The sequence below is a fragment of the Novosphingopyxis sp. genome (genome assembly GCF_965218915.1).
Lineage (GTDB): Bacteria > Pseudomonadota > Alphaproteobacteria > Sphingomonadales > Sphingomonadaceae > Novosphingopyxis.
In genome coordinates this window covers 1379877-1394504 of record NZ_OZ244708.1, presented here as the reverse complement: position 1 = coordinate 1394504, position 14628 = coordinate 1379877, and the positions used below count along the sequence as shown (strand labels likewise).

General features: G+C 65.4%; 16 protein-coding genes. 7 read left to right on the top strand and 9 right to left on the bottom strand.

Annotated features, from left to right (window positions below):
- Positions 1-9 precede the first annotated feature (9 nt).
- The 3 genes from ACOQPC_RS06395 (at position 10) to ACOQPC_RS06385 (ending at position 2491) form a co-directional block, all read left to right on the top strand.
- Entirely contained in the window at positions 10-972 is a 963-nt protein-coding gene (locus ACOQPC_RS06395) for a type II secretion system F family protein (RefSeq protein ID WP_420607803.1), read from the top strand.
- Between the two features lie 13 nt (positions 973-985).
- Complete coding sequence (locus tag ACOQPC_RS06390) at positions 986-1978, top strand: type II secretion system F family protein (protein WP_420607802.1); 993 nt, start codon at positions 986-988, stop codon at positions 1976-1978.
- A 93-nt stretch (positions 1979-2071) separates the two neighbouring features.
- The gene (locus ACOQPC_RS06385) at positions 2072-2491 is read left to right on the top strand and encodes a DUF2147 domain-containing protein (RefSeq protein WP_420607801.1); all 420 of its coding nucleotides are present in this window, start codon (positions 2072-2074) and stop codon (positions 2489-2491) included.
- Positions 2492-2517: 26 nt separating this feature from the next.
- On the opposite strand, the gene ACOQPC_RS06380 is transcribed toward ACOQPC_RS06385, so the two are convergent.
- The 6 genes from ACOQPC_RS06380 to ACOQPC_RS06355 form a co-directional block, all read right to left on the bottom strand.
- The gene (locus tag ACOQPC_RS06380; protein ID WP_420607800.1) at positions 2518-3210 is read right to left on the bottom strand and encodes an aspartate/glutamate racemase family protein; all 693 of its coding nucleotides are present in this window, start codon (positions 3208-3210) and stop codon (positions 2518-2520) included.
- 28 nt (positions 3211-3238) lie between these two features.
- Positions 3239-4693, bottom strand: coding sequence for an NAD(P)(+) transhydrogenase (Re/Si-specific) subunit beta (locus tag ACOQPC_RS06375; protein WP_420607799.1), 1455 nt, complete (start codon positions 4691-4693; stop codon positions 3239-3241).
- On the bottom strand, positions 4693-4977 hold the full coding sequence (locus ACOQPC_RS06370) for an NAD(P) transhydrogenase subunit alpha (RefSeq protein ID WP_420607798.1): 285 nt from the start codon (positions 4975-4977) through the stop codon (positions 4693-4695). The genes ACOQPC_RS06375 and ACOQPC_RS06370 overlap by 1 nt, the downstream gene beginning before the upstream one ends.
- A gap of 152 nt (positions 4978-5129) precedes the next feature.
- Positions 5130-5729 (bottom strand): fasciclin domain-containing protein, encoded by a 600-nt coding sequence (locus tag ACOQPC_RS06365; protein WP_420607797.1) that lies wholly within the window; start codon positions 5727-5729, stop codon positions 5130-5132.
- Positions 5730-5864: 135 nt separating this feature from the next.
- A complete protein-coding gene (locus tag ACOQPC_RS06360) occupies positions 5865-7001 on the bottom strand; it encodes an NAD(P) transhydrogenase subunit alpha (RefSeq protein WP_420607796.1) in 1137 nt (378 codons plus the stop codon).
- Positions 7002-7010: 9 nt separating this feature from the next.
- Entirely contained in the window at positions 7011-7148 is a 138-nt protein-coding gene (locus tag ACOQPC_RS06355; RefSeq protein WP_420607795.1) for a hypothetical protein, read from the bottom strand.
- 137 nt (positions 7149-7285) lie between these two features.
- Between ACOQPC_RS06355 and ACOQPC_RS06350 the strand changes: the two genes are divergently transcribed.
- On the top strand, positions 7286-8746 hold the full coding sequence (locus ACOQPC_RS06350; RefSeq protein WP_420607794.1) for a sigma-54-dependent transcriptional regulator: 1461 nt from the start codon (positions 7286-7288) through the stop codon (positions 8744-8746).
- Positions 8747-8856: 110 nt separating this feature from the next.
- On the opposite strand, the gene ACOQPC_RS06345 is transcribed toward ACOQPC_RS06350, so the two are convergent.
- Entirely contained in the window at positions 8857-9384 is a 528-nt protein-coding gene (locus ACOQPC_RS06345) for a hypothetical protein (RefSeq protein ID WP_420607793.1), read from the bottom strand.
- A 203-nt stretch (positions 9385-9587) separates the two neighbouring features.
- On the opposite strand from ACOQPC_RS06345, the gene ACOQPC_RS06340 reads away from it, so the two are divergent.
- The 3 genes from ACOQPC_RS06340 to ACOQPC_RS06330 all read left to right on the top strand — a co-directional run bounded on the left by ACOQPC_RS06340 (position 9588) and on the right by ACOQPC_RS06330 (position 11928).
- Positions 9588-9908, top strand: a complete 321-nt coding sequence (locus ACOQPC_RS06340) for a hypothetical protein (RefSeq protein WP_420607792.1) — start codon at positions 9588-9590, stop codon at positions 9906-9908.
- A gap of 448 nt (positions 9909-10356) precedes the next feature.
- The gene (locus ACOQPC_RS06335; protein WP_420607791.1) at positions 10357-11211 is read left to right on the top strand and encodes a hypothetical protein; all 855 of its coding nucleotides are present in this window, start codon (positions 10357-10359) and stop codon (positions 11209-11211) included.
- 78 nt (positions 11212-11289) lie between these two features.
- Positions 11290-11928, top strand: coding sequence for a YceI family protein (locus ACOQPC_RS06330; protein WP_420607790.1), 639 nt, complete (start codon positions 11290-11292; stop codon positions 11926-11928).
- 54 nt (positions 11929-11982) lie between these two features.
- Here the strand turns inward: ACOQPC_RS06330 and folP are convergent, their stop codons facing one another.
- Both folP and ACOQPC_RS06320 read right to left on the bottom strand, forming a co-directional pair.
- A complete protein-coding gene (gene folP / locus ACOQPC_RS06325) occupies positions 11983-13062 on the bottom strand; it encodes a dihydropteroate synthase (protein ID WP_420607789.1) in 1080 nt (359 codons plus the stop codon).
- A gap of 180 nt (positions 13063-13242) precedes the next feature.
- On the bottom strand, positions 13243-14373 hold the full coding sequence (locus ACOQPC_RS06320; RefSeq protein WP_420608087.1) for a site-specific DNA-methyltransferase: 1131 nt from the start codon (positions 14371-14373) through the stop codon (positions 13243-13245).
- Between the last annotated feature and the right edge of the window lie 255 nt (positions 14374-14628).

The following is a 14628-nucleotide window of genomic DNA, read 5'->3' as shown; positions in this document are numbered from 1 at the left end:
GACCGCAAGATGAGCACACAGATGATGATGTTCGCCGCGACCATGGTGATCATGCTGGGCATGGTTGCGATGGCATTTGCGGGTCCCAGCATCGGCAAAGCCACCTCGCGCCGGCTGACGGCGGTCAAGCTTCGCCACAGCAACAGCGATGAAGCACTCTTAGAAAAGCAGATGCGCAAAGCCGTTGCGGCGCAACGCCGCCCGAAAGGGGGCAAGGGCAGCAGCCGCATCGACAAGCTGATCCTCCGGCTCCAGCAGACCGGCAAGAATATTACCCTTCAAAAATATCTGCTGGTTTGTGGCGCGCTGTTCGCGGCCACCTTTCTATTGCTGATGCTGCGCGGAGCTCCGGCCTTTTTGAGCCTGTTTCTGGGTGTGATCGCAGGTCTCGGAGCGCCCCATTTCGTAATCGGGCGAATGATCAAGAAGCGCATCACCAAATTCACCACCAATTTTCCGGACGCGCTCGAATTGCTCGTTCGCGGGTTGAAATCCGGCCTGCCGATCGGCGAGACGCTGACCGTTGTCGCCAAGGAAATTCCCGGTCCGGTGGGCGAGGAATTCAAGCTGGTTACCGAGAAGATGCGCATCGGCCACACCATGGAGGACGCGTTGCAGGATGTCGCCTCGCGCCTCGGCACGGCCGAATTCCAGTTCTTTGTCATCACTTTGGCCATCCAGCGCGAAACCGGCGGCAACCTTGCGGAAACCCTCGGCAATCTGGCCGATGTGCTGCGCAAGCGTGCCCAGATGAAGCTGAAAATTCGGGCGATGAGCTCCGAATCGAAAGCTTCGGCCTATATCGTCGGTTCGCTGCCCTTTTTCGTGTTCGGCATCGTGTACTGGATGAACCCGGGCTACCTCGAGGGCTTCTTCTACGAAGATCGCCTCATCGTCGCCGGGATCGGCGGCCTGATCTGGATGTCCATCGGTGCCTTTATCATGGGCAAGATGGTCAGCTTCGAAATTTGAGGATCGACTGACGATGGAACCTACCTCCGCTCCAACGCTGCTCGGCGTCGACATATTCTACGTCGCGACGATTTTGGCCGGGGTGGCCACGCTGGCGGTGTTCTTCGCGATCTATGCCGCGGTGACGGTCAGCGATCCCATGGCCAAGCGGGTCAAGGCGCTGAACGAACGGCGCGAGCAGCTGAAGGCCGGCATCACCGCTTCGACCGCCAAGAAGCGCGCCTCGCTCGTCAAGAAGAACGAGACCACCGATCAGATGCGCGCGATCCTGTCGCGGCTCAAAGTATTGCAGGATAGCCAGCTCAAGGAAGTTCAGCAGAAGCTGGCGCAGGCCGGGTGGCGCTCGAAGGAACTCGCCGTTGCGGTGATCTTCGCGCGCATGGTGCTGCCGATCGTGATCGGCGGCGGCGCGGCGCTGTTCATCTACGGCTTCGGCGGGCTGGCCGACTGGTCGGAACTGAAACGCTTCGGCACCTTTGCCATCGCCTTGATCGGAAGCTACAAGGCGCCGGATATCTTCCTCAAAAATGCCATCAACAAACGTTCCGACGCGATCCGCAAGGGTCTTCCCGACGCGCTCGATCTGCTCGTGATCTGCGCCGAGGCGGGCCTGACCGTCGATGCGGCATTCGGCCGCGTCGCGCGCGAATTGGGCCGCGGCTACCCCGAACTGGGCGACGAATTCTCCCTCACCGCGATCGAATTGGGGTTCCTCACCGAACGGCGCATGGCGTTCGAGAACCTCGCCTATCGCGTCAACCTCGACGCGGTGAAGGGCGTGGTGACGACCATGATCCAGACCGAGAAATACGGCACGCCCCTCGCGTCCGCGCTCCGGGTCCTCTCGGCCGAGTTCCGCAACGAGCGCATGATGCGCGCCGAGGAAAAGGCCGCGCGCCTACCAGCGATCATGACGGTTCCGCTGATCCTGTTCATCCTGCCGGTGCTGTTCATCGTCATCCTGGGTCCGGCGGCCTGTTCGATCTCCGACGCCTTCCATCTGTGAAACCGACGGGAACAGGCGTTCGCCGGCTCCGTTCATCCCTAAGACATTGGGCATTCGCTAGAAATCATGCGGAATTCGAACGGAGTGGACGCGATGAAGAATTTGAAAGCCCTCGCCGCCATCGCGCTGATCGCGGTCACCGCCCCGGCTTTCGCCGCCCAACCGGTCACCGGCAAATGGGTTACCGAAGACAAGGATGCGGTGATCGAAATCGCTCCGTGCGGACAGAGCCTATGCGGCAAGCTCGTGAAATTTATCAAGACCCCGCCGCAGGGCGTCGATCAGCGCGATGTCCACAATCCGGATAGGTCGAAGCGTAGCCGCAAGCTGCTCGGCCTCCCGGTGCTCACCGGTTTCAAGGAAGACGGCGACGAGTGGCGCGGCGAAATCTACGATCCCAAGAAGGGCAAGACCTACCGCTCGCTGCTCCAGCGTCAGTCTTCCGGCAAACTTCAGGTGAAAGGCTGCATCGGACCGTTCTGCAAATCGCAGACTTGGACGCGCCTGGGCTGATCTTCGAAGCGCCCCGGGGGGCTCTTCTATCGCTCCAATATCCAGTCCACCGCCGCATCGGCGTGGATCTTCGTGCTGTCGTAGATCGGCAGGATATTGGCATTGGTGTCGACGATCAGATCAAGCTCGGTACATCCCAGCACGATCGCCTTCACACCGGTCTTGTCGATATTGGTGATGAACGTCTTGAGCGTGCGCTCGGCATCCCGCTTGACCACGCCTTTCATCAACTCGTCATAGATGATCCGGTCGATTTCATCGACGCGCGCCATGTCGGGCGGCAGCAGCGAAACGCCATGTTCGATCAGGCGCTGACGATACCAAGGCTCGATCATGACGTTGCGGGTACCGATCAACGCGGCGCTCCGCACCCCGTCGGCCTTCATCTTGACCCCGATCACATCGGCGATATGGATCACCGGCACGGACACCGCCTCGGCAACCTCATCGTAAACCTTGTGCATGGAATTGGCGCCGATCAGGATCGCCGTTGCGCCTGACCCTTCGAGACGCTTGGCAGCATCGCTCAGGATTTCGGCCGCCTGTTTCCACGCTTCCTTATCGGTGGTGCGGATCAGCCCGTTGAAGTCCAGGCTTTCCACGACCATCGGCGCGGAGAAATCATGCCCCCGCGCGATCTGCACGCGGCTGTTGATGCGGCGATAATAGGTTTCGGTGGAAACCCAGCTCATCCCACCGATGAGACCGATTTTACGCATAATATTCCAACCCCGTACGCCCGCTGTTTCAGCCCAGCGCCTTTACGATCTCCTCGCACATCTTCTTCGCGTCGGAGAGCAACATCATCGTGTTGTCGCGGTAGAATACCTCGTTGTCCACCCCCGCATAGCCCACGCCGCCCATCGACCGCTTGATGAACAGCACGGTCTTGGCCTTTTCCACGTCGAGCACCGGCATGCCGTAGATCGGCGATGTCTTGTCGGTCTTGGCGGCGGGGTTGGTGACGTCGTTCGCGCCGATCACGAAGGCGACGTCGGCCTGGGCAAACTCGCTGTTGATGTCCTCCAGCTCGAACACATCGTCATAGGGCACGTTCGCTTCGGCCAGCAGCACGTTCATATGGCCCGGCATGCGGCCCGCGACCGGATGGATGGCGAATTTGACCGAAACCCCCTTCTCCTTCAGCATATCGGTCATTTCGCGCAGCGCGTGCTGCGCCTGCGCCACCGCCATGCCGTATCCGGGCACGATGATTACGGTCTCGGCCTGCTGCATCAGAAAGGCGGCGTCTTCCGCGCTGCCGCGTTTCCACGGCCGGTCGATCTTTTCGCCGCCACTGCCATCGCCGCCGCTTTCCGCACCGAAGCCGCCCGCGATCACGCTGATGAAGCTGCGGTTCATCGCGCGGCACATGATGTAGCTGAGAATCGCGCCCGAGCTGCCGACCAGCGCGCCGGTGATGATCATCGCGGTATTGCCGAGCGTGAAGCCCATCGCCGCCGCGGCCCAGCCCGAATAGCTGTTGAGCATCGACACGACGACCGGCATGTCCGCGCCGCCGATCGGGACGATCAGCAGGAAGCCAATGGCAAAGGCGAGCAGTACGACGAGGGGGAAGTAGAAGCCGTCGCCCGCGCCCATTCCCGGCGCCGCGGTGTAGAGCGCCACGAGGACGAGGATCGCGAGCAGCACGCCGAGATTGATGATGTGCCGCGCGGGCAGCAGGATCGGCGAGCCGGACATATTGCCGTTGAGCTTCAGGAACGCGATCACCGAGCCGGAAAAGGTGATCGCGCCGATCGCCGCGCCGAGCGCCATCTCGATCCGGCTGACGCCGAGGATTTCTCCGTTCGCGCCCAAAATGCCGAAGCTGTCCGGGTTCATAAACGCCGCGCCCGCAACCAGTACGGCGGCGAGGCCGACGAGGCTGTGGAAGGCGGCGACGAGCTGCGGCATCGCCGTCATGGCGATGCGCCGCGCGGTGACGATGCCGATGACCGCGCCGATCGCGATCGCGACGGCGATTTCCCAGATATCGGCGGTGAAGTGCGTTGCCAGCGTGGTAACGACGGCGATGGCCATCCCCGCCATGCCATAACGGTTGCCCCTGCGCGCGCTCACCGGCGAACTGAGGCCACGCAGCGCGAGGATGAAGCACACGCCGGCCACCAGATAGGCGAGCGCCACCCACGGGTTCACCGAACCGTGCGCGGCGGCGGCGGACGTCAGGAGCGCGCCCATCACTTGCGCTCCTTCTTCTTGTACATCGCGAGCATGCGTTCGGTCACCGCGAAACCGCCGAAGATGTTGATGCTGGCGAGCACGACCGCGGCAAGCCCGAGCCATTTGGCGCCCGGCACCGCCGCCGCGGCGCTGGCGATCAGCGCGCCGACCACGATCACCGAGGAGATCGCATTGGTCACCGCCATCAGCGGGGTATGCAGCGCCGGGGTGACCGACCATACGACGTAATAGCCGACGAAGCAGGCCAATATGAAAATCGACAGGATAGAAATGAAATCCATGAGACGCCCCGCTATCGGCTTTCGAAGTCCCGCCTTGTTGCAAAGCGCGCGTGCCCTGTCGAGCAGCGATATGGACCAATGAAAACGCCCGGTCCTTTCGAACCGGGCGCTCTTGCGCGGACAGGAGGGGACGTCGCTGTCCGTGAAGCCTGTTACATCGTGGGCAGCAGCACGCCGTTGACCACATGGATCACGCCGTTGGACTGGATCACATCGGCCTGCGTCACGGTGGCCGAACCACCGCCGACGCCGCTCGCGACAACCGCGCTGCCGTTCATGCGGAAGGTCAGCCGTTCGCCTTCGACCGTAGTGTAAGTGGCGGTGCCGCCGCCAGCCTTGATCTTCGCGGCAATATCGGCGGCGGTGATCCGGCCGGGCACGACATGGTAGGTCAGCACCTTGGTCAGCTTGGCTTTGTTGGCCGGCTGCAGCAAGCTATCCACCGTGCCGGCGGGCAGCGCATCGAACGCGGCGTTGGTCGGCGCGAACACGGTGAACGGTCCGGGGCCGGACAGCGTATCGACGAGCCCGGCAGCCTTGACCGCGGCCACCAGCGTGGTGTGGACCTTGCTGTTGACGGCATTTTCGATGATGTTGCGCGTGGGATACATCGCGGCGCCGCCGACCATCACGGTGCTGGTAGCGCCGGCATTGGTAGAAGTCGACATGCCGTCTTCCATGCCCATGTTCTGACAACCGACGAGAGCTAGGGCCGATGCGGCGGTGGCGGCGAGTAAAGTCCTGTTATTCATAGGAAAGCTCCGTTCGATTGTTTCCAACTTGTGCCAGGTTTACGGAGCCCGGCCGCCTAAAGTTGCGGACAATATTATTTATACCGGAGCCGGATCGATTTGCGCCGCCGCGCGTAGAGTCTCTCCGCGCGACGCTCAGGCGGTCGCCAGTCTTTCGTTCACGATCTTGCCATTCCTGGTTACCCGAACGCCCTGCACGATCTCGTCGTCGTCGGGAAAGACGGGCGTTTGCGCACCCTCGGCCCAGAAGGCGTTGATGAAATTATACAGGTTGCGCGCAAACAGCGCCGAGGTATCGGCCGCCATGGTCGAGGCCATGTCCTTTGCGCCGACGATGCGCACGCCATGCAGCTCCACCACCTGCCCCGCGACGGCGCCCTCGACATTGCCGCCCTGTTCGGCAGCAAGATCCACGATCACGCTGCCGGGCCGCATACTGGCGATCTGCGCGTCGCCGATCAGGCGCGGCGCGGCCCGGCCCGGGATCAGCGCGGTGGTGATGACGATATCCTGCCTGGCGATATGATCGGACACCAGTTCGGCCTGCGCCTGTTTATACGCGTCCGACATCTCGGTGGCGTAGCCGCCCGCCCCCTCGCCCTCGATCCCCGCGACCGTCTCTACGAACACGGGTTTGGCGCCGAGCGACTTGATCTGCTCCTTCGTGGCCGAGCGCACGTCGGTGGCACTGACCTGCGCGCCCAGCCGTTTGGCGGTGGCGATCGCCTGCAGTCCCGCCACGCCCACGCCCATCACGAACAGGCGCGCCGCCGAAACCGTGCCCGCCGCGGTCATCATCATCGGAAAGGCGCGGCCGTAATAGCGTGCGGCTTCGAGCACCGACTTGTAGCCGCTCAGGTTCGATTGCGACGATAGGATATCCATCGATTGCGCGCGGGTGATCCGCGGCATGAACTCCATCGCCAGCGCGTCGATCCCGGCGGCGGCATAGGCCGCGATCCGATCGCGCCGGCCGAACGGATCCAGCGAGGCGGCCAGCATCGCGCCCGGCTTCGCGCCCGCCAGATCGCCCGCCTCGGGTCCCTGCACCGCCAGCACGAGATCCGCATCCTCGACGGCCGCCGCGCGGGCGGCGACATCGGCCCCGGCCCCGCGGTAGTCTTCGTCGCTCACCGTGGCACCCACGCCCGCGCCGCTTTCGACCGCCACCGTGGCGCCCAGCGCCGCCAGCTTCTTCACCGTCTCCGGCACCGCGGCGACGCGCCGCTCGCCGGGAGCGGTTTCCTTCAGGACGGCGATCTTGAAAGCCATGCCCCAGCCTCAGCTGATCAGCAGCACGACGATCACCACCACGATCGCCACGACGACGATCGCGATCTTGGTCATGCCGAGGAAACGGGTGTAATTTTCGGACGCCTTGTTGATATCGGTCTTGGGATGTTCGGTACCGCCAGCCATGATTGCCCTCGAAGTTGCGGGTTGCATCGACATCCTCCGTATCGGCAACGATCCTACATCTCAAGCGCCTCGCTGCGCCGATACCCGGCCGGCATGTTTAATCGGCCCTTTACCGCTTTGGCTTAACGCCGTTCGTCATGGGTGTTGACCAACCAATTGCCGTAGCGGCAGTCGAAGACGGGCGCGTGCGCCTGCTCATGCTGGTGGACGACGAGCCGGCGCAATGCCGCCTGGTGTCGGCGATCGCTTCCAGAGCCGGCTGGCGGACCGTGTTCGCGCGCGATTCGGAGATGGCCATCGCGATGCTCGGCACGCAGGACGGCATGATGCTCGACGCGATCCTGCTCGACCAGTGGGCGCCCGGCTCCGACAGCGCCGAGTTGATCGTCGAGCTCAAGGCGCGCCGCCCGGCCCTGCCCATCCTGCTGCTCACCAGCTTCGGATCGACCGAGGGCGCCGTCGCCGCGATGCGCGCGGGCGCCACCGACTATCTGATCAAGCCGGTCGCGCCCGACCGCCTGATGACCGCGCTCGACCAGGCGGTCGACCTCGCCAGTCACGCCGGCGAACTCCAGCCGCTGACCGAGAAACTGGGGCAGGACCTGGCGTTCGAGGAGATCGTCGGCGCCGCGCCGGGCTTTCGCACCGCGCTGGCCATCGCCGCCAAGGCCGCCCGCAGCAAGGTGCCCGTGTTCATCGAGGGCGAGAGCGGCGTGGGCAAGGAAACCCTGGCCGATGCCATCCACGCCGCGTCCCCGCGCGCCAAACAGCCCTTTGTCAAGGTCGCCTGCGGATCGATCGCGGAAAACCTGCTCGATTCGGTGCTGTTCGGCCATGAGAAGAATGCGTTTACGGGCGCGTTCGACCGGCGCATCGGGCTGCTGCAGCAGGCCGACGGCGGCACCATCTTCCTCGACGAGATCGACCGGATGCCGAGCGCCACCCAGATCCGCCTCGTGCGCCTCGTCACCGACAACGAGATCCAGCCGCTCGGCAGCCCGCACAGCTACCGCGTCGATATACGCCTGATCACCGCCGCCGACGAACCGCTCGAGCCGATGCTGGCGAGCGGCAGCTTCCGCGAGGACCTGTTCTACCGCATCAACGTCGTCCAGCTTGCGATCCCGCCGTTGCGCGAGCGGACCGGCGATCTCAGCGCGCTGGCCCGCCATTTCCTCGCCCGCCTCGCCGGCCAGCCGGGCCTGCGCAGCCTCGGCATCACCGACGAGGCGCTGGCGCTGCTGCGCGCCTATGACTGGCCGGGCAACGTCCGCCAACTACAGGACGTGCTGTTTCGCGCCTCCGTCCTGTGCGACGGCGATGCGCTGACCGCCGGCGAGTTCCCGACCATCGCCGCGGCGGTCGAAGAAGCCGGCCCCGGCGACGGCGCCGCCGCACGGCATGCCGACGGCATCGGCGTCACCCTCTACGAGCCCGACGGCAATCTGCGCCCGCTGGAACAGATCGAGGCCGACGTGATCCGCCTCGCCATCGGCCATTATCGCGGGCGCATGACCGAAGTGGCCCGCCGCCTCGGCATCGGCCGCTCGACGCTCTACCGCAAGCTCAGCGATCTGGGCATCGATAATGCCGCTTGACCGCCTGGGGGAATCAACAACGAGGCCTGACCGTTTGGGGCATCGACAACGCGGCCTGAGGGCCGACGCCGCGGCGCGCTTAACCTGTCAAAACTTCCCGTAACCCCCCTCTAACTAAAAATCTTTCGCAACAAGCTGTAATTTTTAGCGCTCAGCTCGACACGCCCTTCCGGTCCCGACAGGCTCGGCGGCGCGCCACGCCGATGCTCCGCCCGGTCCGCCGCCGCGAGCAGGCCGAGCAGCATCCGCCGGTCGAACCGGCGGCGATGACCGATCAGGCGGCCATGATAATAAAGCGGCTCCAGCGCGCCGTGAATGGCGATGTCGTGCACGATGTCCGAAGCGTCCCCGCGCGCCATGTCGAGCGCCAAATCCCAGGCTTCCGCGAAGCTTTCCGCGCCAGGTCGCCCACGCAGTTGCAGCGCGGTCTGACGCGAAAGGCCCACTGATCGCGCCGCCCTGCTCACCGAACCGAAGTTTCGCAGCGCCGCCACGAACGCGCGCTGGCGCTCGGCCGTCCAGCCGCGCCGGCGCGTCATCGGCACCGGATCGAAGGCGGGCGGCTCGGGCGCTTCGGGGTCGGACGCGTCGGTAAGCGTGCGCCGCGCCGCGCCATGGGGCAGGCGAATCCTATGCATCCGTCCAATGTTCCACATTTGTTCCTTCCAAGCAAGCGAAAAATAACGCCGGTAGTGTCTCGATTTGAATTTCCTCCCGCTCTTCATATAGCATTTTCGTCATTGCGAGGCCGCAGGCCGCGGCAATCCAGGGCCATAGCAGCGCTGCATCCGCCCTGGATTGCCACGTCGCCTCCGGCTCCTTGCAATGACGAAAAGAGTATATGACCCAAGCGAAGAAAAACGGTCGAAATCTCGAGGTTCAAACGAATACGGGCAGATACCGGATTTACCAGTCGGGCCAGATCGACGGGGAGCCGAGCTATTGCAATTGCGACAAGCCGTTCAAGCAGGTCTGGGCCATTCGCACGGTCAACCGTGCCGTCAAGACGGGCAGCGACACCGCGACGATCAATTTCAGCGTCCTGAAGAACGCCATGGACGATTACGGATATTTCATGGCCAAATCCGCATATCTCGTCGTGGGCGCCGAGGGCGGCAAGAATTCGTCGGGCCATATCCGCATTCAGGTCAACAAGAGCTGAATAAGGGCCAATTCCGATCGATCCGCTTAAGACCTTCTTCCGCCCCCGGCGGGAAAAGGCCTGTTTCTTTCCCTCTCCCGCCTGCGGGAGAGGAGCGAGACTTATGACCCCGGACTTGATCCGGGGGAATTAGTCGCAGCGGTGAGCGGCAGCCCACAAAATAATATTTTGCGGGAACCCCGGTGAGGGCCGCTCCAGCAGCGCCGACCCATCGACGGCGCTCACGCGCCACCCACCCTCTTCCAACTCCAGCTAGGCGCTTCGCGCCAAGCTTGCGTATCCTTCTCCCGCCCGGGCGGGAGAAGGGTTCTCTTTTCTTCTCTCTGGCTCGCGGGAGAGGAGCGAGCCCCGGACATGGGCACCCGCCTTGTTATGCCCGGCGCGCGGTCGTATCTACGGGGGCATAGTCGCTTGGGGCCGCGACCTCATATGTCGAAATCGAGGTTTCTTGTCCCAGCCCCTGCCCTATCCGGACCAGCCCCAGCTCTATCCCGAAACGGGCCTGAGCGAGCGCTTTCGCGGCGCTTTCGGCCAGCGCGCGCGCGGGGTCGTGCTGACATTGCTGCTCGAGGGGCTGCTGGTGGTTCTGCTGCTGAGCTTCGGCCCGCGGATCGCCGGTCCGGAGAAGGCGCCGGAGACGACCACGGTGCTCAACATCGACGCGCCGCCCGCGCCGCAACCGGTGCCCGCCCCGCCCGAATCCAAGGCGACCGATCCGGCGGCGGACGCGCCCGCCCCGCCCGAACCGGCACCGGTCGAGCCGCAGGCCTCGGCCGCCGCCCCCGCCGCGCCGTCTCAGCCCTCGTCGATGTTCCGCAAACCCAATCTGATGCAGCCCGAAGTGCAGGTGACGCGTCCGCCCGCGGTGATCCCGCTGACGCCCAATCAGATGGCCGCCGCCGATCTTTCGAACCTGCCCGCGAAGGCCGCCGCGCCCGCCGCCGCCAGGCCGACGATGGGGCCGGTCGGATCGGCGCGCTCGGGCGACACCGCGCGCGTCGGCACCGCGCCCAATGGCGAGCCGCTCTACGCCGCCGCCTGGTACCGCGAGCCGACCGACGCCGAACTGGGCGGCTATCTGTCGACCGCCAGCGGCCCTGGCTGGGGGCTGATCGCCTGCCGCACCGTCGCCGATTTCCGCGTCGAGGACTGCGTGGGCCTGGGCGAATCGCCGCAAGGATCGCAGATCGAGCGCGCGGTCCTCGCCGCCGCGTGGCAGTTCCGCGTGCGCCCGCCGCGCATCGGCGGACAGAGCCAGGTGGGCAGCTGGGTGCGCATCCGCATCGATTATGGAAAGGGATGAGGACGGCGCGGCGATGCCGGCTTGCCATCGCTCGCGCGCCGTCTATGCTGGCGCCGACGACCTTATGGGAGCCTATCCATGCGCCTCATCCACGCCGCCGCCCTCGCCATCCTGTCCACCGCCGCCGCCGCCGCGCAGGCGCCGATGGCCGCGCCCGGCTCGCCCGATCCGTCGGCGATTTCAGGCGGGACCTATGCCGCCGATCCAAACCATATGCTGGTCGTGTGGACGCTCGATCATATGGGGATCTCGCCCTATACCGGCATCTTCGGCGGGGTGACCGGCAGCCTGACGCTCGACCCCGCCGATCCCGGCGCGGCGTCGGTCGACGTCACGATTCCGGTATCCCAGGTTACCACCGCCAGCGCCGGGCTGGCCGATCACCTGCTGCGCGCGGGCAAGGACGGCGCGAAGCCTGACTTTTTCGGCGCCGACCCGATGGACGCGCATTTCGTATCGACCGCGGTCGCCGTGGATGGCCAGTCGGCCAAGGTGACCGGCGACCTGACGCTGAACGGCCGGACGCATCCGGTGACGCTGGACGCGACATTCTACGGCGCGGGCACGATGCCCGAGCAGATGGGCGGCGGCGAGGGCGTGGGCTTCCGCGCCACCGGATCGATCATGCGCAGCGAGTTCGGGCTGGGCTTCGGCGTGCCGGTGGTGGGCGATCAGGTCGATCTCAAGATCGAGGCCGCGTTCATGAAAGAGAGCTGACGGCGGGTCGTAGGGCGCGCGCGGTCAGGCCCTTGCGGTCAGGGGCGCGCGCGGTCAGGCCCTTGCGGTCAGGGCCGCGTCGCGCAGGCCGCGCCAGACGCGCACCGCCTGCACCGTCTCGGGCACGTCGTGGACGCGGAGGAACTGCGCGCCCGCCTCCACCGCCTTCATCGCCAGGAACAGCGAGCCGCCCAGCCGTGCATCCGCCGGAGCCTCGTTCGACAGCGCGCCGATCATGCGTTTGCGGCTCGCCCCGATCAGCAGCGGGCAGCCGAGCCCGTGATAGAGCGTCAGATTGTTCAGGATCGCGGCGTTGTCGGCCACCGATTTGCCGAAGCCCAGGCCCGGATCGACGATCAGGCGCGCGCGGTCGATGCCCGCCGCGGTCACCGCATCGACGCGGCGTTCGAGCCAGTCGTACACATCCAGCGCGGCGTCTTCATACGCTCCGCCCTCGTGCGGATCGCTGCCCTGGCTCGGCGCGTGCATGATGCAGATGGGAACATCGCTCGCCTTCGCCGCTTCCAGCGCGCGCGGATCGTGCAGCAGCGCGGAGATATCGTTGATCATATGGGCGCCGGCGGCGAGCGCGGCCTCCATCACCGCGGCCTTGCGCGTGTCCACCGAGACCGGCGTGCCCGAGCGCGCGAGCCGCTCGATCACCGGCTGGACCCGCGCGATCTCGTCGCCTTCCCACACGCTTGCTGCGCCGGGGCGGGTGGATTCGCCGCCGACATCGATGAGCGAGGCCCCCGCTCGCGCCATCGCCACGCCCGCTTCGGCGGCCCCGGCGGGGTCGTCGGCGAAACGCCCGCCGTCGGAAAAGCTGTCCGGGGTGATGTTGAGGATGCCCATGACGTGCGGCTGATCGAGCCGCAGCACGCGCTCGCCGAGCGTGAGCGGCGCGCGAGGGGTGGTGAGATTGCGCCATGTCCGCTCGGCCCGAATCCGCGTCTCGCCCATCAGCCTCGCGATCTCGCCCGGCATGTCCGGCGTGGCCACCAGCCGCCGCCCGCCGTCCGCGATCCATTCGACCTGCCCGAACCACAGCATCGTGCCGGCCAGCCGCTCGGCCGCGCCATCATGGCGCTGCGGGCTGTCGATGAAGGCGGTGGGGCGCAGGTGGAGGGTCATGGGGTGGTCCTTTTCCCCTCCCGCTTGCGGGAGGGGCCGGGGGTGGGCCTTCTCCCCTCCCGCTTGCGGGAGGGGCCGGGGGTGGGCCTGGATATCTCGAGCCTCTGGATATCTCGAGGCAGCAGGCTCGCTTCGCTCGCTCCCACCCCTAACCCCTCCCGCAAGCGGGAGGGGAAGATTTTATGACTCCGTTGCCAGCAAATAGGTCTGCCTCAGCGCATCGACCGGTTTCAGCGCGCCGCCGTCCGCCTCGTAATGCCAGAAGGTCCAGCCGTTGCAGCTCGGCGCGCCCTGCAGCGCCGCGCCCATTTTGTGCAGGCTGGCGGTCTCGCCGTCGCTTTCGAGCGAGCCGTCGGCGCGCACCGTGGCGGTCCATTTGCGCTTCCTGCAATAGAGCCGCGCGCCCGCCTTCAGATAGCCGGTTTCGACCAGCGTCCCGAACGGCACCTTGGGCTGCGACCTTGGACTCTGCATCGTCTTCAGCGCGCTTTCGTCGAGCGGCAGCGCAGCGGCGATGCGTGCCTCGGCGACCTCGCAGTAACCGTCCTCACGCTCGATCCCGATCCATTGCCGCCCCAGCCGCTTGGCCACCGCGCCGGTGGTGCCGGTGCCGAAGAACGGATCGAGCACCACGTCGCCGGGATTGGTGGTGGCGAGCAGCAGCCGGTAGAGCAACGCCTCGGGCTTTTGCGTGGGGTGCGCTTTGTGCCCGTCCTTTTTCAGCCGTTCCTGTCCGCCGCAGATCGGAAAGGTCCAGTCGCTGCGCATCTGCAACTCGTCGTTCAGCGTCTTCATCGCGCGGTAGTTGAAGGTGTATTTCGCCTTGTCCGACCGCGCCGCCCAGATCAGCGTCTCGTGCGCGTTGGTGAAGCGGGTGCCGCGGAAATTGGGCATCGGGTTGGACTTGCGCCAGACGATGTCGTTGAGGATCCAGTAGCCGAGGTCTTGAACCGCCGCGCCCACCCGGAAGATGTTGTGATAGCTGCCGATCACCCACAGCGATCCCGACGGCTTCAGGATGCGCCGCGCCTCGGCGAGCCAGGCGCGGGTGAACTTGTCATAGGCGGCGTAGCTGTCGAACTGGTCCCAGTGATCGGTGACCGCGTCGACATGGCTGCCGTCGGGCCGGTGCAGCTCGCCGCCGAGCTGAAGGTTGTAAGGCGGATCGGCGAAGATCATGTCGATGCAGGCGTCGGGCAGCGCGCGCATCGCTTCGATACAGTCGCCGCGCAGGATTTGCTCGAGCGGCAGCGTGATCGGCGGCGCGGCTTTCCGTACGCGCGGCGCAATCTTCGTGATCGCCTCGCCCATGATCATGTCGGTGGCCCCCATGGTCTCCCTTTCCCCTCCAGAGATGGCGGGCAGAGTGAGTCCAGCCGCGATCGAGGTCAAGCGGCTTAACCCTGCGCGCCAAGCCCTAAGCGATGGTTAACGGACCGGGAACGCATCGAGTCCGCCACGAGATATGGGGGCTGTGGATATGTGAGCCGTCCAGATATGGGGTGTGGCTGAAAGGACTCTGGACGGGGGAAATTTGAACAAATCAGCCTTCTTCCGCCCGGGCGG